This window comes from Pseudomonas antarctica (assembly GCF_900624995.1).
Lineage (GTDB): Bacteria > Pseudomonadota > Gammaproteobacteria > Pseudomonadales > Pseudomonadaceae > Aquipseudomonas > Aquipseudomonas antarctica.
In genome coordinates this window covers 1-18,987 of sequence record NZ_UYXQ01000041.1, presented here as the reverse complement: position 1 = coordinate 18,987, position 18,987 = coordinate 1, and the positions used below count along the sequence as shown (strand labels likewise).

The window sequence follows — 18,987 nt, the reverse complement described above, 5'->3', positions numbered from 1 at the left end:
TATTCGACTGCATCAAGTGCAGCCGAAGGCGTTTTATTGGCTTTTTAAACACCTTGGCGCAGCTCTTGCTAAAAGCATTAAAGCTGACCAAACAGACGATTTTTCAGCGAACCAAAAGGCGCCACACCAGAGCGCCTGCTTAGAAAAACAACCATAAAACTTTGACTCGGGAGCAACCGAATGAAACCTATGTTGAAAGGCCTGATGCTGGCCGGATCCCTGCTGGCCGGTGGCCAAGCCATGGCCGGCGATTTGTTGCAGTGGCAGAACAACAGCCTGACTTACCTGTGGGGCAAGAACTTCACCGTCAACCCGCAGATCCAGCAAACCGTCACCTTCGAACATGCCGATGCCTGGAAGTACGGCGACAACTTCCTGTTCGTCGACCGCATTTTTTACAACGGCAAGGAAGACGGCAACGTCGGCCCGAGTACTTACTACGGCGAGTTCAGCCCGCGTTTGTCGTTCGGCAAGATTTTCGACAAAGACCTGTCATTCGGCCCGATCAAAGATGTGTTGCTGGCCTTCACTTACGAGTTCGGCTAAGGCGATAACGAGTCGTACCTGCTGGGCCCGGGCTTTGATTTGAACATCCCGGGTTTCGACTACTTCCAGTTGAACTTCTACCAGCGCCAGACCGAAGGCAATCGCCCGGGTGACGGCGTCTGGCAGATCACCCCAGTCTGGTCGTACACCATTCCCGTGGGCAACTCCAACGTGCTGATCGACGGCTTCATGGACTGGGTGGTGGATAACGATAAGAACGCCCGTGGCACTTACCACGCCAACCTGCACTTCAACCCGCAGGTCAAATATGACCTGGGCAAGGCGCTGCACTGGGGCGAGAAGCAGTTGTATGTGGGTTTTGAATACGACTACTGGAAGAACAAGTACGGGATTGAAGATTCCGGTGCGTTCAAGACTAACCAGGACACGGCGAGCTTGCTGGTCAAGTACCACTTCTAAACAACACTGCGAAACAACGGTGGGAGGGGGCCCCTCCCACTTTTAGTGTTGGTTCAGGCCAAGGAACCGCGACAGTTCCTCGCGCTTGGCCAACGCATCCTTCCTGCCCAACTCAATCAACTCGCTGCAATACCCCGCCTCGAACAGCAAGTAGCTCAACACCCCTGCCCCGCTGGTCTTGGTCGCCCCCGGACCACGCAAGAACAGGCGCAACGCCGCCGGCAGTTCCTGGCGATGCCGCGCGGCGATTTCATCGATCGGCTGACTGGGCGCAATCACCAACACCTCAACCGGCGCCAAGCCCTGTATCGCCGCATCCGCCGGTAATAGGTGACTGAACTGGTTCAGACGCTCGAGCAATTCGATATCACTCTCAAGGCTATCAATGAACGTGCTGTTAAGCATGTGCCCGCCGATCTGCGCCAGCGTCGGCTGCTGGCCGGTGTAAGTGCGTTGTGTTCCAGGTTCATTGCCGCGCGGGTTGCCGCTCACGCCCACCACCAGCACGCGGCTTGCGCCCAGGTGCAAGGCCGGGCTGATCGGCGCGGATTGGCGCACCGCGCCATCGCCGAAGTATTCCTGGTCAAGTTTCACCGGCGCGAACAGCAAGGGGATCGCCGAACTGGCCAGCAGGTGTTCAACCGTGAGTGGGGTAGGCATGCCGATTCGCCGATGGCGCAGCCAGGCATTGAGGGTGCCGCCACCTTGATAAAAGGTCACCGCTTGCCCGGACTCGTAGCCAAAAGCCGTGACCGCTACCGCATGCAGGTGGTTGTTGCGGATGGCGGCGTCGATGCCGTCCAGGTGCAATTTGTCTTTGAGCAACGCACGCAACGGCGTGCTGTCGAGTAACGCCACCGGCACTTGGGTGCCCACGCCGAGCAAGCTGTGAATCAAGAAGCGGCTCGCCTGACGGATCACCCCGGGCCAATCACTGCGCAACACCATGTGGCTGCGAAAGCCCTGCCAGAAGGCAGTGAGGCGCTCGATGGCCGCAGTAAAGTCGGTGGCACCGCTGGCCAGGCTCACCGCATTGATCGCCCCTGCCGAAGTGCCGACGATCACCGGAAAAGGATTCGGCGCCCCCGGCGGCAGCAACTCGGCAATCGCCGCCAATACGCCTACCTGATACGCCGCACGCGCCCCGCCGCCCGAAAGAATCAAGCCTGTGACCGGTTCAGCTGGGCGCATTGCGTCACTCCCTGTGCGACAGTTAAGTGTTATCGACGGCGTTTTTCGTACAGCTTGGGTTCACCCGGTGGCCGGCTCTTGAAACGTCGGTGAGTCCACAGGTATTGCTCGGGGCATTCGCGTACCGAGGCTTCGACCCACTGGTTGATGCGCAGGCAGTCGATCTCATCGGTTTCGCCAGGGAAGTCAGTCAACGGCGGGTGGATCACCAGGCGGTAACCGCTGCCGTCAGCCAGGCGCTCCTGGGTGAACGGCACCACCAGTGCCTTGCCCAGGCGTGCGAACTTGCTGGTGGCGGTGACGGTGGCGGCCTGAATGCCGAACAGCGGCACAAAGATGCTTTGCTTGGCGCCGTAGTCTTGGTCCGGTGCGTACCAGATGGCGCGGCCGGCGCGCAGCAGCTTGAGCATGCCACGCACGTCTTCGCGCTCGATGGCCAGCGAGTCAAGGTTATGCCGCTCGCGGCCACGGCGCTGGACGAAGTCGAACAGCGGGTTGCCATGCTCGCGGTACATGCCATCGATGGTGTGTTTCTGCCCGAGCAGGGCCGCGCCGATTTCCAGGGTGGTGAAGTGCAGGGCCATGAGGATCACGCCCTTGCCATCCAACTGCGCCTGCTTGAGGTGCTCAAGCCCTTCGACATGGGCCAGGCGCGCCAGGCGTTGACGCGACCACCACCAGCTCATGGCCATTTCAAAGAAGGCGATGCCGGTGGAGGCAAAGTTTTCCTTGAGCAGTTTCTTACGCTCCTTGGCGGATTTTTCCGGGAAGCACAGTTCCCGGTTACGCGCGGCGATGCGGCGGCGTTCGCCAGCCACGCGGTACATGCCCGCGCCAAGCACGCGACCAATGGTCAACAGCGCGCGGTACGGCAACTGAGTAATCAGCCACAGCAGGCCGAGCCCCAGCCATAGCAGCCAAAAACGCGGGTGAAAAAATGCAGCTCGAAAACGCGGGCGATCCATTACAGATTCCGGTAAAGACAGGGCCGCGCATTCTACAACGTTCGACTCGGCTTGCGGCCCGTGGATGTTCTCGTTATAAGTCTCGACACTTTTCGTGACAAGCCGCTTTTGCCGACCATGAGCCAAACCGAACCGCTAGACCAAGATCCCGTGTTCCAGCTGAAAGGCAGCATGCTCGCCATCACCGTGCTGGAACTGGCCCGCAATGACCTCGACGCCCTGGACCGCCAACTGGCCGCCAAGGTCGCCTTGGCGCCGAATTTTTTCAACAATGCCCCGCTGGTGCTGGCCCTGGACAAACTCCCGGCCGGCCAGGGTGTGATTGATTTGCCCGGCCTGATGCGCGTCTGCCGCTCCCATGGGTTGCGCACCCTGGCGATTCGCGCCAGCCGTATCGAAGACATCGCCGCCGCAATCGCGATTGAACTGCCGGTACTGCCACCGTCGGGAGCCCGCGAGCGTGCGCTCGATCCGACCGAAGGTGAAGTGAAGAAAAAACCGGAAAAGCCGCCGGAACCGATGATCAAGCCTACCAAGATCATCACCTCCCCCGTACGCGGCGGGCAGCAAATTTACGCCCAGGGCGGCGACCTGGTGGTGATCGCTCCGGTAAGCCCAGGCGCGGAACTTCTCGCCGATGGCAACATCCATGTATACGGCCCAATGCGCGGACGTGCCCTCGCCGGCATCAAGGGTGATACCAAGGCGCGGATTTTTTGCCAGCAGTTGACCGCTGAGCTAGTGTCCATCGCAGGCCAGTACAAGGTTTCAGAAGATTTGCGCCGTGATCCGCTGTGGGGGGCCGGGGTACAAGTCAGCCTGTCGGGCGATGTGTTGAACATCACCCGTCTTTAACGGATACTGCCGCATTTTCCAAGCATCTCTAGACTCTGATAGCACAGCGAAACCGGCAAGACTTGCGTAGGAATAATTGGAAGTTGGCGTTTCCTCGTGGAAACCACATCTTTTTCCTACAAAGGCTGTCCGCCTGCGGCGAGTTCCAAGAGATGTTTTTCAGGGACCGAAAAGTCCTTTTTCCTTAGGGGTGAAACACCTTGGCCAAGATTCTCGTGGTTACATCCGGCAAGGGTGGTGTGGGTAAGACCACCACCAGCGCCGCTATCGGTACCGGCCTCGCTCTGCGCGGCCACAAGACAGTCATCGTCGACTTCGACGTCGGTTTGCGTAACCTCGACCTCATCATGGGCTGCGAACGCCGCGTGGTGTACGACTTCGTCAACGTGGTCAACGGTGAAGCCAACCTGCAACAGGCACTGATCAAGGACAAGCGCCTTGAGAACCTGTACGTATTGGCCGCCAGCCAGACGCGCGACAAAGATGCGCTGACCAAAGAAGGCGTAGGCAAAGTACTCGCCGAACTGAAAGAAACTTTCGAATACGTGGTGTGCGACTCCCCGGCCGGTATCGAAACCGGTGCTCACTTGGCGATGTACTTCGCCGATGAAGCGATCGTGGTGACCAACCCGGAAGTGTCTTCGGTACGTGACTCGGACCGCATGCTCGGCCTGCTGGCCAGCAAATCCAAGCGCGCCGAAGAAGGCCAGGATCCGATCAAGGAACACCTGCTGCTGACCCGCTACAACCCGGAGCGCGTCAGCAACGGCGAAATGCTCGGTGTGGAAGACGTGAAGGAAATCCTCGCCGTGACCCTGCTGGGTGTTATTCCAGAATCCCAGGCGGTCCTGAAGGCTTCCAACCAGGGCGTTCCGGTGATTCTTGACGACCAGAGCGACGCCGGCCAGGCGTACAGCGATGCCGTTGATCGCTTACTGGGCAAGACCGTGGAACATCGCTTCCTCGATGTTAAGAAGAAGGGATTCTTCGAGCGTATCTTTGGAGGCAACTAAACAATGAAATTTCTCGACTTCTTTCGCGCCAACAAAAAGCCAAGTACCGCGTCGGTAGCGAAAGAGCGTCTACAGATCATCGTGGCGCACGAACGCGGCCAACGCAGCACGCCGGACTACCTGCCAGCCTTGCAGAAGGAACTGGTGGAGGTGATCCGCAAGTACGTCAATATCGGCAACGATGACGTGCATGTCGCCCTGGAAAACGACGGCAGCTGCTCGATTCTGGAACTCAATATCACCCTGCCTGATCGTTAATCGAACAGGCGGCTGCCACGGCGGCTCGGGCACCTTGGTCCCTTTTATGGAACCCGGGTGAGCGAGCCGCCGTTGGCGTTTGTTACGAGGCTGTTTAATGCCGCTGTCCACTATCCATATCCTGCATCAGGACGACGCTGTCCTGGTGGTGAACAAGCCGACCCTGCTGCTCTCGGTGCCCGGCCGGGCCGATGACAACAAGGACTGCCTGATCACCCGTCTGCAGGAAAACGGCTACCCCGAAGCCCGCATTGTCCATCGCCTGGACTGGGAAACCTCAGGGATTATCCTGCTCGCGCGGGACGCCGATACCCACCGCGAACTGTCGCGCCAGTTTCATGACCGCGAAACCGAAAAGGCTTATACCGCCCTGGCCTGGGGCCAGCCGGCACTGGACAGCGGCAGCATCGACCTGCCCCTGCGCTACGACCCGCCGACCAAACCGCGCCATGTGGTCGACCATGAATTCGGCAAGCACGCGCTGACCTTCTGGAAGGTACTGGAGCGTTGCGGCGACTGGTGCCGCGTCGAGCTAACGCCGATCACCGGGCGTTCGCACCAGTTGCGTGTGCACATGCTGTCGATCGGCCACCCGTTACTCGGCGATGGCCTGTACGCCCACGAACAAGCCCTGGCCGCCTGGCCGCGTTTGTGCCTGCATGCGAGCATGTTGAGCTTTACGCACCCGCAGAGCGGGGAGCGGCTGCGCTTTGAGTGCCCCGCACCGTTCTAAGTTGGCACTGCATTAAAATGTGGGAAGGGGCTTGCTCCCGATTACGAGGTATCAGCCACTGGACAGTTCGCTGATACACCGCTATCGGCAGCAAGCCCTCTCCCACATTTGTAATGTGCACTTCTCGCCATCGAACGGTAAACTCCGCGCATTGCTGTCTGGAGCTATTTATGCGCGAAGCGTTGAATCAAGGCCTGATCGACTTCCTCAAGGCCTCCCCTACTCCTTTTCATGCCACTGCCGCCCTCGCCCAGCGCCTGGAAGCGGCCGGTTACCAGCGTCTCGACGAGCGCGAAACCTGGGCCACCGAGGCCAACGGGCGCTATTACGTCACCCGTAATGACTCCTCGATCATCGCTTTCAAGCTCGGCCGCCACTCGCCACTGCAAGGCGGCATTCGCCTGGTCGGCGCCCACACTGACAGCCCATGCCTGCGCGTCAAGCCTCAGCCGGAGCTGCAGCGCCAGGGCTTCTGGCAGTTAGGTGTGGAAGTCTACGGCGGTGCGCTGCTGGCGCCGTGGTTCGACCGCGACCTGTCGCTGGCCGGCCGCGTAACCTTCCGCCGCGACGGTAAGGTCGAGAGCCAACTGATCGACTTCAAGCTGCCGATTGCCGTCATCCCCAACCTGGCCATTCACCTGAACCGTGAAGCCAACCAGGGTTGGGCGATCAATGCGCAAACCGAGTTGCCGCCGATCCTCGCGCAATTTGCCGGTGACGAGCGCATGGACTTTCGCGCCGTGCTCACCGAGCAACTGACCCGTGAACATGACCTGAACGCCGACGTTGTGCTCGACTATGAGCTGAGCTTTTACGATACGCAAAGCGCTGCGGTGATCGGCCTCAATGGCGATTTCATTGCCGGCGCGCGCCTCGACAACCTGCTGTCGTGCTACGCCGGCCTGCAAGCCTTGCTCACCAGCGAAACCGATGAAACCTGCGTGCTCGTGTGCAACGACCACGAAGAAGTCGGCTCCTGCTCAGCGTGCGGTGCCGACGGCCCGATGCTGGAACAAACCCTGCGCCGCCTGTTGCCCGAAGGTGATGAATTCGTACGCACCATTCAGAAATCACTATTGGTGTCTGCGGACAATGCCCACGGCGTGCACCCGAACTACGCCGAGAAACACGACGCCAACCACGGCCCCAAACTCAACGCAGGCCCGGTGATCAAGGTCAACAGCAACCAGCGCTACGCCACCAACAGCGAAACCGCAGGTTTCTTCCGCCACCTGTGCATGGCTCAGGAAGTACCGGTGCAAAGCTTTGTGGTGCGCAGCGACATGGGCTGCGGCTCGACCATCGGCCCGATCACCGCCAGCCACTTGGGCGTGCGTACCGTGGACATCGGCCTGCCGACGTTTGCCATGCACTCGATCCGTGAGCTGTGCGGCAGCCAGGACCTGGCACATTTGGTAAAAGTGTTGGGCGCGTTTTACGCGAGTCGCGACCTGCCCTGATTTTGCAGGACAACTCGGTCAAACATGTGGGAGGGGGCTTGCCCCCGATAGCAGTAGGTCAGTCAACATCTTAGTGACTGAATAGACTGTCATCGGGAGCAAGCTCACTCCCACATAGGGTTTTGTGTACACATGGCCTGCGAGCTGACCTGCATCAGCTGCACTTCTGATAATCCGACCTAGACTTGTCAGTATTCCCACTCCGACAAGGCCGTCGCCCCATGATCTCCATGTCTTCTTTCCACGCCATGCTCATTCCCCTCCTCATCGGCATGATCCTACTCGCGACCGGCTTCAACTTTCGCGACAAGCCGGTCGGCGTGTTTGGCATGTGGGTCGGCATGCTGCTGATCCTGGGCACGGTGGTGTATAAGATCCTCGCCAAACTGGCGGAATGACAAATGCACTCGCATTGGGCATAACGGCCTCGTACACTCGGTCAATTCGTCGTTTTCAAGGTTGACCGCCTCGTGCTCTACCGTCTGCATGCACTGCCCCGCTACGTTCTGATCGCCCTGCTGATGCTGCTGCCGCTCACGCCTGCACAAGCCGTGAGTTTGCCCGGCCTGCTCGGCAGCACCAACAAGCCCCAACCCCAGGCCGACGTGCCCCTGGGGCAATCGTTGGATGACGTGATCAAGACCCTTGAAAACGATCAGCAACGCACTCAGTTGCTGAGCGACCTGAAGAAGCTGCGCGAAGCCACGCAAAAAGCCCAACCCGCCGCCGAACAAGGCGTACTCGGTTTGATCGGCAGCACGCTGTCCGGCCTCGAACAGCAGTTCTCCGGTGCCGACAGCCCGGTGCAGCGCTGGTCCAAAGAGGTCGACCTGGCCAAGGATGAACTCAGCGCGTTGATGTTGCCGGCCAGAGAATGGCTGCCGATCATTTTCGGCTTTGCCGTGATCCTGGCGGTGTGGAGCCTGCTGGCCGCCGCGCTGATCTGGCTCAGCCATCGAGTGCGAGAGCGTTTCGGTTTGCCCGAAGAGCTGCCGCAACACCCGCGTACCTGGGACATGCTGCGCTTCGCCCTGCGCAAGTTGGGGCCGTGGCTGATCGCCCTGGTGATCACGGTTTACCTGAGCTATGTCCTGCCCTCGTCCCTGGGCAAATCCCTGGCGATGGTGCTGGCTTACGCGTTGGTGGTCGGCACCTGTTTCTCGGCGATCTGCGTGATTGCCTTCTCCGTACTCGACGGCCCGCACCGCCACCGCGCGCTCTACATCCTGCGCCGCCAGGCCTTCCGCCCGTTGTGGCTGATCGGCAGCTTCGCCGCCTTCGGTGAAGCGCTGAGCGACCCGCGAATGATGCAGGCCTTGGGTCAGCACTTGGCCCATACGGCGGCGACCGTCGCCAATGTGATGGCGGCATTGTCCACTGGCGTGTTCATCCTGCGCTTCCGTCGGCCAATCGCGCACCTGATCCGCAACCAGCCACTGTCGCGCCGCCTTACACGCCGCGCCCTCACCGATACGCTCTCGATTATCGGCAGCTTCTGGTATCTGCCGGCGCTGCTGCTGGTGGGCATCTCGCTGTTCGCCACGTTCCTGTCCGCCGGTGACACCAGCACGGCATTGCGTCAGTCGTTGTTGTGCACAGTGCTACTGGTGCTGTGCATGGTGATCAACGGCCTGGTGCGCCGTCATGCGCTCAAGCCGTTACGCGGGCACAAGCGCCATGCGCTGTACTCCGAGCGCCTGAAAAGCTTCGTGTACACCCTGGCCCATTTAGTGGTGTGGTTGGCGTTTATCGAGCTGGGCCTGCGCGTGTGGGGCCTGTCGCTGATTCGCTTTACCGAAGGCGACGGCCATGAAGTCAGCGTTAAGCTGTTCGGCCTCGGCGGCACGCTGCTATTTGCCTGGCTGATCTGGATCCTCAGCGACACCGCGATTCACCACGCCCTGACCCGCTCGCGCAAAGGCCTGGCCAACGCGCGTGCACAGACGATGATGCCGCTGATCCGCAACGTGCTGTTCGTGACCATCTTTATCATCGCCGCCATCGTCGCCCTGGCGAACATGGGCATGAACGTCACGCCACTGCTGGCCGGTGCCGGTGTGATCGGCCTGGCCATCGGTTTTGGTGCACAGTCGCTGGTGGCGGACCTGATCACCGGCCTGTTCATCATCATCGAAGATTCCCTGGCGATCGATGACTACGTGGACGTCGGAGGTCATCTCGGCACCGTCGAAGGCCTGACCATCCGTACCGTACGCCTGCGTGACATCGACGGCATTGTGCACACCATCCCATTCAGCGAAATCAAAAGCATCAAGAACTACTCGCGCGAATTCGGCTACGCAATCTTCCGGGTCGCGATCCCCTACAACATGGAAATCGACGACGCCATCAAGCTGATGCGCGACGTCGGCCAGAAGATGCGCAACGACCCACTGCAACGCCGCAACATCTGGTCGCCGCTGGAGATTCAGGGCGTGGAAAGTTTTGAGTCCGGCAGCGCGATTCTGCGTGCACGCTTCAAGACCGCGCCGATCAAACAGTGGGAAGTCTCGCGGGCGTTCAACCTGTCGCTCAAGCGCCATCTGGATGAGGCCGGGCTCGACCTGGCGACGCCGCGCCTGAGCGTGCAGGTAGTGACCGCAGGTTCTGTGCAGGAGAAAGATTCACAACAATAAAGAGGGAGAGGTACTTATGCGCCTGAACGGTCTGACACACCCATGGGTTTTCGGCGTGCTGTGCGGGGTCGCCAGCAGTGCCGTGATTGCCGCCAGCAGCGGCCAGGACAGTGCCCGCGAGGAAATCGCCACCCAGGCAAAGGCATTGGAGCCGAGCCTGCTGGAAACCCGTCGCGATATCCACGCCCACCCCGAACTGGGCAACACCGAAACGCGCACGGCGGAATTGGTCGCCAAGCAACTGCGCGACCTGGGCCTTGAAGTGAAAACTGGCGTGGCCCGCACCGGCGTCGTCGCCATCTTGAAGGGCGCGCTGCCCGGCCCCACCGTCGCCTTGCGTGCGGATATGGATGCATTGCCGGTCAAGGAAGTCGCCGACCTGCCCTTCGCCTCCAAAGCCAAAGGCACCCACTTGGGCAAAGAGGTCGACGTGATGCACGCCTGCGGCCACGACGCCCACACCGCCATCCTACTGAGCACGGCGAAAATCCTCACCGGCATGCGCGACCGCTTGCCCGGCACCGTGGTGTTTTACTTCCAACCGGCCGAAGAAGGCCCGAGCGACTTTATCCCCGACGGTAAGAACACCTGGGGCGCGAAGATGATGGTGCAGGAAGGCGTGATGAAAGCGCCCAAGCCGGACGCGGTGTTCGGCCTGCACGTGTGGGCCGGTGTCCCCGCCGGGCAAATCGCCTACCGTCCGGGCCCGACCCTGGCCAGCTCCGATGACCTGCGCATCAAGATCCTCGGCAAACAGACCCACGCCGGCCGCCCTTGGGACGGCATCGATCCGATCACCGTGGGCGCACAAACCATTGTCGGCCTGCAGACCGTAGTCAGCCGCCGCACCGACATTTCGTCATTCCCGTCGGTGGTGAGCATCGGCACCATCAACGGCGGCACCCGCTACAACATCATCCCCGAATCGGTGGATATGACCGGCACCATCCGCTCCTACGACTACGGCATCCGCCAGAAATTGCACGCGGATGTGCGCCAGACCGTGGAGAAAATCGCCGAGAGTGGCGGCGCGAAGGCCGAAGTCACCATCATCGAAAAATACGACCCAACCATCAACAACCCGGAACTCACCGAGAAAATGCTGCCAAGCCTGCGCTGGGCGGCCAAGGATGATGTGGTGCAGGGGCCGCTGGTCGGCGGTGCCGAAGACTTCTCGTTTTACGCCAAGGAAGCGCCGGGGCTGTTTGTGTTCCTGGGGGTGACGCCGAGGGATCAGGACATGAGCAAGGCGGCACCGAATCACAATCCGGGCTTCTTTGTGGATGAGTCTGCGTTGGTGGTGGGGGTCAGGACGTTGGCGTCGTTGGCGACGGATTATCTCTATACCCACCCACCGCAATAACGCTTTTATGTGGGAGTGGGCTTGCCCGCGATGGCGGTGTAGGTATCTACACATCTTTTTATGGGTTGAGTTCTTTGGTTGTCGCGGGGGCGCTGGGGACATATCCGTTATTTGGGTGATGGCTGCTATGGGTTCCGCTCTTACAGCGGGTCACTTTTGAAAGAGCGCAAAAGTAACCAAAACGCTCTTGCCCCACCACTCGGCACCTCGCTCACGCTTCGGTGTGCCCTCACGCAGGCTTTGGACCGTAGGCCGCCGCCATGGGCCATCCTTGGCCCATCGCGGCTAAACCGGCGTCCTGCCGGTTTACCCACGCTCCAAAGCCTGCGTTCGGCCAGCGTGGTTTAACGGGGCGCCTAAGATCAAGATCAAAAGCAAGAGCACGGCGGCCTAGTAGCCGACCTGAGGGGTTAGATCAAAAGCACGGCTGAGGCGGCCTGCTAGCCGACCTGATCTTGGAGGCTGAACTCAATCAAATGTGGGAGCTGGCTTGCCTGCGATGGCATCAACTCTGTGTACCTGATACACCGAGGTGTCTGCATCGCAGGCAAGCAGAGCACTGCAGTGCTGGCAGTCGAACTCGGTCAAAACTGTGGGAGCGGCGGTGCGACGACTCGACTTGCTCGCGAATGCGGTGGGTCAGTTACATATGAGCTGACTGACCCACCGCATTCGCGAGCAAGCCCGCTCCCACATTTGGAGCTCAGTACATCAGACTGAGAGTGTACTGCTCTGCTCTGCTGTGCTTTTGCCCTGCTTCTGCTTCAACCACTCATTTTGGTTACTTTTGGCTGGGCCGGCATTCCGGGCTCTTTTCCAAAAGTGACCCGCCGTAAGGGCGGAACCATACGAAGCCGTTACCGCAGCAACGGATATGTACTCATATCCACCTAAAAACCCCATCAAAAACTTAACGCAACACAAAAAGTTGCGTAGATACCCATGGCTCTCGCAGGCAAGTCCTCTCCCACATTGGGTTTGCGGTGTGTCAGCCAGCCAACGCTGCACCATCCATCTTCTGGCGCAGGCTGAGCGGGCGCATGTCGGTCCAGACTTCTTCGATGTAAGCCAGGCACTCTTTCTTCATGCCACTCTTGCCCACGGTGCGCCAGCCTTCCGGTACGGCTTTGTAGTCGGGCCAGATGGAATACTGTTCTTCGTGGTTGACCACTACCTGAAACAGGATGTCGTCGCGGTCAAATACTGAGGTCATTGCTGTTCTCCATCGCTCAAAGGGTTGGCTGCGCACCACGCGCAGCGCTGATATCTGTAGAAACGTACCAAGCGTGCGAAAAATTAGAGACTGACGAGCGCTGCCACCAAGGCGCGACCGAAGATCTCGGCAACCTGGTCGATTTCGGCCGCAGTAATGACCAGTGGCGGCAGGAAGCGCACCACGCTGCCATGACGGCCGCCCAACTCAAGGATCAGGCCGCGCTTGAGGCATTCGCGCTGTACCAACGGCGCCAGTTGGCGATGCACCGGCGGGTGGCCCTGGGTATCCAGTGTGCCGCTGGGGTTCACCAGTTCCACGCCGAGCATCAGCCCACGCCCTCGAATATCCCCCAACTGCGCAAAGTCGCGCTGCAGGAGGCGCAAATGCTCGCCAAGGCGATCGCCCATGGCGGCGGCGTGGCCGGCCAGGTCGTGTTCCTTGAGGTAGCGCATTACCGCCGAGCCCGCCGCCATCGCCATCTGGTTGCCACGGAATGTCCCCGCATGCGCACCCGGCAACCAGGTGTCGAGCCAGTCGCGATACACCACCACCGCCAGCGGCAAACTGCCGCCGATGGCCTTGGACATCACCACCACATCTGGAATGATGCCAGCGTGTTCGAAGGCAAACATTTTGCCGGTGCGACCGAAACCGCTCTGGATTTCATCGACGATCAGGGCCACACCGGCCTGCTCGGTGATGCGTCGCAGGCCACGCAGCCAGTCGAGATCGGCCGGAATCACGCCGCCCTCGCCCTGCACCACTTCGACAATCACCGCCGCCGGCGTCAACACGCCGGCTTCCGGGTCGTTGAGCAGGTTTTCCAAGTAATGCAGGTTAACCCGAACGCCTTCTGCTCCGCCCAGGCCGAATGGGCAGCGGTAGTCGTAGGGATAGGGCAGAAATTGCACACCATTACTGAGCAAGGCGCCCAAAGGTTTTTTCGGCCCCAGACTGCCCATCAGGCTCAGCGCGCCTTGGCTCATACCGTGGTAACCGCCCTGGAATGACAATACGGTGCTGCGACCAGTGGCGGTGCGGACCAGCTTCAGCGCGGCTTCGACGGCATCAGTACCGGTGGGGCCGCAGAACTGGATTTTCGCTTCGCGTGCCAGCTCGGTCGGCAGCAGGCCGAACAGGTCTTGTACAAATTGGTCCTTGACCGGGGTGGTGAGGTCAAGGGTGTGCAGCGGCAGTTCGTCGCTGAGGACTTGTTGAATGGCGTCGATCACCACCGGGTGGTTGTGGCCCAACGCCAAGGTGCCAGCGCCAGCCAGGCAGTCGATGAAACGGCGGCCTTCGACGTCCTCCACGTAGATGCCCTTGGCGCGTTTGAGCGCCAGGGGGATGCGCCGGGGGTAGCTGCGGGCGTTGGACTCTTGCTGGCGTTGACGGGCCAGCAACGGGGTTTCTTCGAACTGATAGAGCGTCTCCACGGGTGCCGGGCTGGCGTGCACCGGGGCGTCTTCGATACGGCTGGTAGCGACTGACATCTCTCGATCCCTCAATACGCTGGTGGGGTGACCAAACAGGCGATCCGCGTACGCGCGGATTTCATGTTCTGGAGACGCTCCAGGGGGTGGGGGATTTAGGCTTGTTGTGGTTTTTTGAACGGGGTGTATCCGTTACCGCAACAAAGGATATGTACGCTACCCACCTCACACCCCCCGATACCGCTCATTCAGCGCGTACAAAATCGCGCACGTCTCCTCATCCAAAACCCCAGCATAATTCCTCGCCCGAAAGTGCATCTGAAACGCCCGCGTCCGAAGCTCAAACGCTCGGCGGTTCCAAGCCGGCCTATACCCATACCGCTGAAACGCCCGCTCCACCTCCACCTCCGGCGGCAACCCGAGACAAAACCGCCGCTGATACATCGCCCGCGTCGGCTCATCAAACCAAGCCCCTACGCCTGCCTCGAACAAACACCGCCAAGGCAACCGGGGCCCCGGATCACTCTTGCGCCAATACGCCACATCCGAATGCCCCAGAATGTCGACAGGCCCAATCTGTGGATACCGCCCAAGAATGTCGCGAACCAGCGCAATCAATACGTCAACCTGCTCCTCAGCGTACGCAGGAAAGGTAAACACTCCACTATCATCGCGCGCCAGATTAACCATCTCGATGCCAATCGAGTGGCGATTGAGACTGTCCCGCCCACCCCAATGACTCACCCCGGCATGCCAGGCACATTTGGCCTCATCCACCAGCCGAAATGCCCGCAACTCGTCATACCCAGTGGCGTGATAGCCAGGGTCATCAGGGTCCGCAAGCAGATAGTGAGCGCTGACGCCATCTTGAGTGAGCGTACGCAGCGATGAAGCAAAGGGCGCCGCCGTGTAATGCAGAACCACCTGCCGCACCGGCTCGCCGTTGCGTTCATTGAAACCCCTGGCCGGGAAACTGCTATCGACAACCAACATCAGAACCATCCTTTTCAGTGCAGGCCAAATCATTCAGCCCGTTCAAACGCAAAAAATTACCGCCATCCTGAAGGGTTGAACTCAAGAAAGGCGGTAACTATGCAGTTGAAGAAAAGTGACACGTGAAGAACGTGATCAGCGCCGCAGTGGCATCCCCAGGTCGACCCGCAAGCCATCCGGCTGGCTGTCGAACTTCAGGGAGCACGAGCAGCGCTGCACGATCGCCTGAACAATCGCCAGACCTAGCCCACAGCCCTCGCTGCTGCCATTGCGCCAGAAGCGTTGAGTCAGGTATTGCAGGTCCTCGCTGGAAATTTGCTGGCCATGGTCACGCACGCGGAACACTACCGTGTCGGCGGTGGTGAATACATTCAGCTCCACGCGGGTATCACCCGGCGTGTGGCGCAGGGCGTTATCCAGCAGGTTGCGCAGGGCCGCAACCGCGAGTGCCACTGGCATTTCCACCGGGGTTTCAGTGAGGTTGGCCGACAGGACCAGGTCGATACGCCGATTGTCGCCGGCGTTGGCATCCTGGATCGCCAACCGTGCGACTTGTTCGGCGCTGGATTGCAGGCCGTCATCAAACGACAGGCTGCCCTCCACCCGTGCCAGCAACAGCAATTGCTCCAGGGTACGGTGCAGGCGGTCGGCGCCTTCTTCGGCGTGGGCCAGGGATTGGTCGCGCGCCGCGCCGTCAGTCATGCGCGCCACTTGCAGGTGGGTCTTGATCGCCGTCAGCGGGCTGCGCAGTTCATGCGCCGCGTCACCGGTGAGGCGACGCTCACGCTCGATGGTCTTGGCGATGCGTTGCAACAGTTGGTTCTGGGTGTCGAGCAGTGGTTTAAGCTCGCTGGGCAGCGGGTGAATCTGCAGCGGTTCGAGGGAGTCGGCACTGCGGCGCATCAACGCATCGCGCATGCGGTTGAGCGGCAACAGGCTCTGACCGATGCCCAGCCACAGCAGGCACAGGCACCCCAGCAAGGCCACGCCCACCGGTACCGACGCCGCCAACAGGATCGACAGGTTCAGCGCCTCGCGCTCCACCTGGCGGTCGGCCGTGGTGATCAACAGGTCGCCACGGGAGAGGGTGAAACTGCGCCAGCCCACACCGTCAATAATCTGGTCGCGAAAGCCGCTCTTGCGCGACTCCAGGCCTTCGTCCGGGGTGGTGTGGCTGCGCGCCAGAATTTCCCCGCGCAACGAGCTGACCTGGCAAGCCATGCCACCCGGCACATTCACTTGTTCGGTGCGCAAATGTGTACCGCCGCTCACGCTGGCAAGGCCCGGCATCTGCTCGGTGAGCCCCGCCACCATGCGTGCCGACGCCACCAGGCGCTGATCGAGGGAGAACATCATCTGGTTGCGCAGGTCATTGAGCATCCAGGCCGCCGCCAGCACCCAAATCAGCACAAAGACAGCGCCCAGCTTAAACGTCAGGCGCAGGCGCAAGCTCATCACGAAGCGTTCTCTCCATCATCGGCAGCGCCACCGTCCGCGGTGCCCAGGCGATAACCGAGGCCGCGCACGGTCTCGACGATGCCGTTACCCAATTTGCGCCGCAGGTGGTGGATATGCACGTTGAGTGCGTTGCTTTCCAGCTCGTCATTAAAACCGTAGACGCTGTCCTTGAGCTGTTCGCTGGACAGCACCCGACCTTTGTTGTGCAACAGCGCCTGCAGCAATGCTTGCTCGCGACGGGAAAGGTCCACCGGCTCGCCGCCCAGGAAGGTTTCGCGACTGCTGGGGTCATAGGCCAGGCGGCCATGCTCGATCAGGTTGACTCTGCGCCCTGCCACACGCCGCAACAGGGTTTGCAGGCGTGCGGCGAGTTCGCGCAGGTCGAAAGGCTTGAGCAGGTAGTCGTCGGCACCGGCTTGCAGGCCATCGACACGGTTGGTCACCGAATCTCGCGCGGTGAGGATCAGCACTGGGATTTCCAGACCTTGGCTGCGCTGTTGCTGCAGCAGCTTGAGGCCATCTTCGTCGGGCAAACCGAGGTCGAGCACCATGATGTCGAACGTGGCCGCCTTAAGCATGGCCCGTGCAGCGGCGGCCGTGGCCACACGCTCAACGGTAAAGCCCTGGGCGCCGAGGCCAGCAACGATCCCGCTGGCGATCAGTTCGTCGTCTTCACAGACCAGTACGTGCATGGTTAACCCTTCATGAAAGATGCAGAGAATTAAAGGTGCAACGGATTAAGCGCCGATTATGCCGTGAAAAGAGCCGCACTCAGCGCGCCCCTTCACTTTAGAATAGCCCCGGTTAATCATCGGTTAATCAACACCCCACATTGTGTGCCTAACTTGCAACGAACTAAGGCTTGCCCATGCGGTATTTGTTTACCTTTCTGCTGATATTGTTCGCAGGATTCGTCCAGGCCGCGCCGGGCAATCCATTTGAGACCAAACCCGACTTCCTCCCGGTGGGCAAAGCTTTCACCTTTACCTCCGAGCGTCTTGAAAGTGGCGAGACCCAGCTGTATTGGCAGATTGCCGATGGGTATTACCTCTACCAGCAGCGCATGAAGTTCGACGGCCTGGCCGAAAAGCCAGCATTGCCACAGGGCGAAGCCCATAGCGATGAGTTCTTCGGCGAGCAGCAAGTGTATCGCCAAGGCCTGGAAGTGAAGATTCCCGCCGGCGCCACCGGCCAGATCAAGTTGGGCTGGCAGGGTTGTGCCGATGCGGGCCTGTGCTATCCGCCGCAGTCGATCACCGTGGACCTGGGCGGCAACCCCGCCGTTACCGCGACTACGCAGGCCCAGGACCAAAGCCTGGCAAGCGGCCTGCAGCAACGCAGCCTGGGCTGGAGCCTGCTGGTGTTCTTTGGCCTGGGTCTGCTGCTGGCCTTCGCCCCGTGCTCGCTGCCGATGCTGCCGATCCTCGCCGGCCTGGTGGTAGGCAGTGGTGTCAGCCCGCGCCGCGGTTTCGCCTTGGCGAGCAGCTACGTGGTGTGCATGGCCCTGGTGTATGCGGCGCTCGGGGTGTTGGCGGCATTGCTCGGCGGCAACCTCGCCGCCCTGCTGCAGACACCTTGGATTCTCGGCAGTTTTGCCGCACTGTTTGTAATCCTCGCCCTGCCGATGTTCGGCTTCTTTGAACTGCAATTGCCAACCTTCCTGCGTGACCGCCTCGACAACGTCAGCCGCCAGCAACGCGGCGGCAGCCTGGTGGGCGCCGGTATTCTCGGTGCACTGTCCGGGCTGTTGGTTGGCCCATGCATGACCGCGCCGCTGGCCGGCGCTCTGCTGTATATCGCCCAGAGCGGCAATACACTGCACGGCGGCTTGATCCTGTTCGCGATGGGCATCGGCATCGGTATCCCGCTGTTGCTGCTGGTGACCGTGGGCAACCGCTTCCTGCCTAAACCGGGCACGTGGATGAACGTACTCAAGGGTGTCTTCGGCTTCCTGTTCCTGGGCACTGCCGTGTTGATGATTCGCCCGGTGGTCGACGAAAGCCTGTGGCTTGGCCTCTGGGGTGCATTGGCGTTGGTGATGGCCTACTGCGGCTGGAGCCTGGCTCGCGAATACGGGCTGGCGGCCAAGGTGTTCGGCGCCGGCTCCCTGGTGCTGGGCCTGTGGGGCGCAGTGCTGGTGGTGGGCGCGGCCGGTGGCAGCGACGACCTGTGGCAACCCTTAAAGGTTTACAGCGGCTCGCCAGTCGGCGCGGCACCAAGCGCCCATGATGCCTTTATGACGATCAACGACCCCGCCGTGCTGCAAAGCCAACTCGACAGTGCCAAGGCCCAGGGCCAATGGGTGTTGGTGGACTACTACGCCGACTGGTGCGTGTCGTGCAAGATCATGGAAAAACAGGTGTTCGGCAAACCCGAAGTGATGGACGCCCTCAAAGACGTACGCTTGCTGCGCCTGGACGTCACCGCCGAACACGCCGCCAGCCGCG

At 60.7% G+C, this 18,987-nt stretch carries 16 protein-coding genes and 1 pseudogene; 10 read left to right on the top strand and 7 right to left on the bottom strand.

Going from position 1 to position 18,987, the window contains the following annotated elements:
* Window positions 1-180 precede the first annotated feature (180 nt).
* Window positions 181-966, top strand: a pseudogene (locus E0F99_RS18415) (outer membrane protein OmpK).
* A 42-nt stretch (window positions 967-1,008) separates the two neighbouring features.
* Here E0F99_RS18415 and E0F99_RS18410 read toward each other — a convergent pair.
* Window positions 1,009-2,157 carry a patatin-like phospholipase family protein gene (locus E0F99_RS18410; protein WP_083357549.1) on the bottom strand — a complete coding sequence of 383 codons (1,149 nt, stop codon included), beginning with the start codon at window positions 2,155-2,157 and terminating at the stop codon, window positions 1,009-1,011.
* 29 nt (window positions 2,158-2,186) lie between these two features.
* A complete protein-coding gene (locus E0F99_RS18405) occupies window positions 2,187-3,122 on the bottom strand; it encodes a lipid A biosynthesis lauroyl acyltransferase (protein WP_130908856.1) in 936 nt (311 codons plus the stop codon).
* Window positions 3,123-3,239: 117 nt separating this feature from the next.
* Here E0F99_RS18405 and minC point away from each other — a divergent pair, with 117 nt between their 5' ends.
* From minC to E0F99_RS18370, 8 genes are all read left to right on the top strand, one after another.
* Window positions 3,240-3,977, top strand: coding sequence for a septum site-determining protein MinC (minC, locus tag E0F99_RS18400; RefSeq protein ID WP_083357547.1), 738 nt, complete (start codon window positions 3,240-3,242; stop codon window positions 3,975-3,977).
* A gap of 200 nt (window positions 3,978-4,177) precedes the next feature.
* On the top strand, window positions 4,178-4,990 hold the full coding sequence (gene minD / locus E0F99_RS18395; protein ID WP_003175251.1) for a septum site-determining protein MinD: 813 nt from the start codon (window positions 4,178-4,180) through the stop codon (window positions 4,988-4,990).
* A 3-nt stretch (window positions 4,991-4,993) separates the two neighbouring features.
* Window positions 4,994-5,248, top strand: a complete 255-nt coding sequence (minE, locus tag E0F99_RS18390) for a cell division topological specificity factor MinE (protein WP_003175252.1) — start codon at window positions 4,994-4,996, stop codon at window positions 5,246-5,248.
* Between the two features lie 97 nt (window positions 5,249-5,345).
* Entirely contained in the window at window positions 5,346-5,981 is a 636-nt protein-coding gene (locus E0F99_RS18385; RefSeq protein ID WP_065940525.1) for an RluA family pseudouridine synthase, read from the top strand.
* 170 nt (window positions 5,982-6,151) lie between these two features.
* Complete coding sequence (locus tag E0F99_RS18380) at window positions 6,152-7,441, top strand: M18 family aminopeptidase (RefSeq protein WP_083357546.1); 1,290 nt, start codon at window positions 6,152-6,154, stop codon at window positions 7,439-7,441.
* A 221-nt stretch (window positions 7,442-7,662) separates the two neighbouring features.
* Window positions 7,663-7,839 carry a hypothetical protein gene (locus E0F99_RS30045; RefSeq protein ID WP_165447621.1) on the top strand — a complete coding sequence of 59 codons (177 nt, stop codon included), beginning with the start codon at window positions 7,663-7,665 and terminating at the stop codon, window positions 7,837-7,839.
* A 72-nt stretch (window positions 7,840-7,911) separates the two neighbouring features.
* Complete coding sequence (locus E0F99_RS18375; RefSeq protein WP_083357545.1) at window positions 7,912-10,077, top strand: mechanosensitive ion channel family protein; 2,166 nt, start codon at window positions 7,912-7,914, stop codon at window positions 10,075-10,077.
* A gap of 16 nt (window positions 10,078-10,093) precedes the next feature.
* Window positions 10,094-11,440 (top strand): amidohydrolase, encoded by a 1,347-nt coding sequence (locus E0F99_RS18370; RefSeq protein ID WP_130908855.1) that lies wholly within the window; start codon window positions 10,094-10,096, stop codon window positions 11,438-11,440.
* A 988-nt stretch (window positions 11,441-12,428) separates the two neighbouring features.
* Here the strand turns inward: E0F99_RS18370 and E0F99_RS18360 are convergent.
* From E0F99_RS18360 to E0F99_RS18340, 5 genes are all read right to left on the bottom strand, one after another.
* Window positions 12,429-12,653 carry an MbtH family protein gene (locus tag E0F99_RS18360; RefSeq protein ID WP_028617283.1) on the bottom strand — a complete coding sequence of 75 codons (225 nt, stop codon included), beginning with the start codon at window positions 12,651-12,653 and terminating at the stop codon, window positions 12,429-12,431.
* An 83-nt stretch (window positions 12,654-12,736) separates the two neighbouring features.
* Window positions 12,737-14,149 carry an aspartate aminotransferase family protein gene (locus E0F99_RS18355; protein WP_083357543.1) on the bottom strand — a complete coding sequence of 471 codons (1,413 nt, stop codon included), beginning with the start codon at window positions 14,147-14,149 and terminating at the stop codon, window positions 12,737-12,739.
* Window positions 14,150-14,314: 165 nt separating this feature from the next.
* On the bottom strand, window positions 14,315-15,082 hold the full coding sequence (locus tag E0F99_RS18350) for an N-acetylmuramoyl-L-alanine amidase (RefSeq protein WP_130908854.1): 768 nt from the start codon (window positions 15,080-15,082) through the stop codon (window positions 14,315-14,317).
* A 135-nt stretch (window positions 15,083-15,217) separates the two neighbouring features.
* The gene (locus E0F99_RS18345; protein WP_083357541.1) at window positions 15,218-16,537 is read right to left on the bottom strand and encodes an ATP-binding protein; all 1,320 of its coding nucleotides are present in this window, start codon (window positions 16,535-16,537) and stop codon (window positions 15,218-15,220) included.
* On the bottom strand, window positions 16,537-17,232 hold the full coding sequence (locus E0F99_RS18340) for a response regulator (protein ID WP_083357540.1): 696 nt from the start codon (window positions 17,230-17,232) through the stop codon (window positions 16,537-16,539). The genes E0F99_RS18345 and E0F99_RS18340 overlap by 1 nt, the downstream gene beginning before the upstream one ends.
* Before the next feature lie 176 nt (window positions 17,233-17,408).
* Here E0F99_RS18340 and dsbD point away from each other — a divergent pair.
* The coding region (dsbD, locus tag E0F99_RS18335; protein ID WP_130908853.1) for a protein-disulfide reductase DsbD at window positions 17,409-18,987 on the top strand (1,579 nt) is incomplete at its 3' end.

Excerpts from the sequence above, each read along its gene's own strand:
- E0F99_RS30045 (WP_165447621.1), top strand. The coding sequence starts at position 7,663 with ATGATCTCCATGTCTTCTTTCCACGCCATGCTCATTCCCCTCCTCATC.
- E0F99_RS18385 (WP_065940525.1), top strand. The coding sequence starts at position 5,346 with ATGCCGCTGTCCACTATCCATATCCTGCATCAGGACGACGCTGTCCTG.
- minC (WP_083357547.1), top strand. The coding sequence starts at position 3,240 with ATGAGCCAAACCGAACCGCTAGACCAAGATCCCGTGTTCCAGCTGAAA.
- minE (WP_003175252.1), top strand. The coding sequence starts at position 4,994 with ATGAAATTTCTCGACTTCTTTCGCGCCAACAAAAAGCCAAGTACCGCG.
- E0F99_RS18345 (WP_083357541.1), bottom strand. The coding sequence starts at position 16,537 with ATGAGCTTGCGCCTGCGCCTGACGTTTAAGCTGGGCGCTGTCTTTGTG.
- E0F99_RS18380 (WP_083357546.1), top strand. The coding sequence starts at position 6,152 with ATGCGCGAAGCGTTGAATCAAGGCCTGATCGACTTCCTCAAGGCCTCC.
- E0F99_RS18350 (WP_130908854.1), bottom strand. The coding sequence starts at position 15,082 with ATGTTGGTTGTCGATAGCAGTTTCCCGGCCAGGGGTTTCAATGAACGC.
- E0F99_RS18410 (WP_083357549.1), bottom strand. The coding sequence starts at position 2,157 with ATGCGCCCAGCTGAACCGGTCACAGGCTTGATTCTTTCGGGCGGCGGG.
- E0F99_RS18405 (WP_130908856.1), bottom strand. The coding sequence starts at position 3,122 with ATGGATCGCCCGCGTTTTCGAGCTGCATTTTTTCACCCGCGTTTTTGG.
- E0F99_RS18360 (WP_028617283.1), bottom strand. The coding sequence starts at position 12,653 with ATGACCTCAGTATTTGACCGCGACGACATCCTGTTTCAGGTAGTGGTC.
- E0F99_RS18340 (WP_083357540.1), bottom strand. The coding sequence starts at position 17,232 with ATGCACGTACTGGTCTGTGAAGACGACGAACTGATCGCCAGCGGGATC.
- E0F99_RS18355 (WP_083357543.1), bottom strand. The coding sequence starts at position 14,149 with ATGTCAGTCGCTACCAGCCGTATCGAAGACGCCCCGGTGCACGCCAGC.
- E0F99_RS18370 (WP_130908855.1), top strand. The coding sequence starts at position 10,094 with ATGCGCCTGAACGGTCTGACACACCCATGGGTTTTCGGCGTGCTGTGC.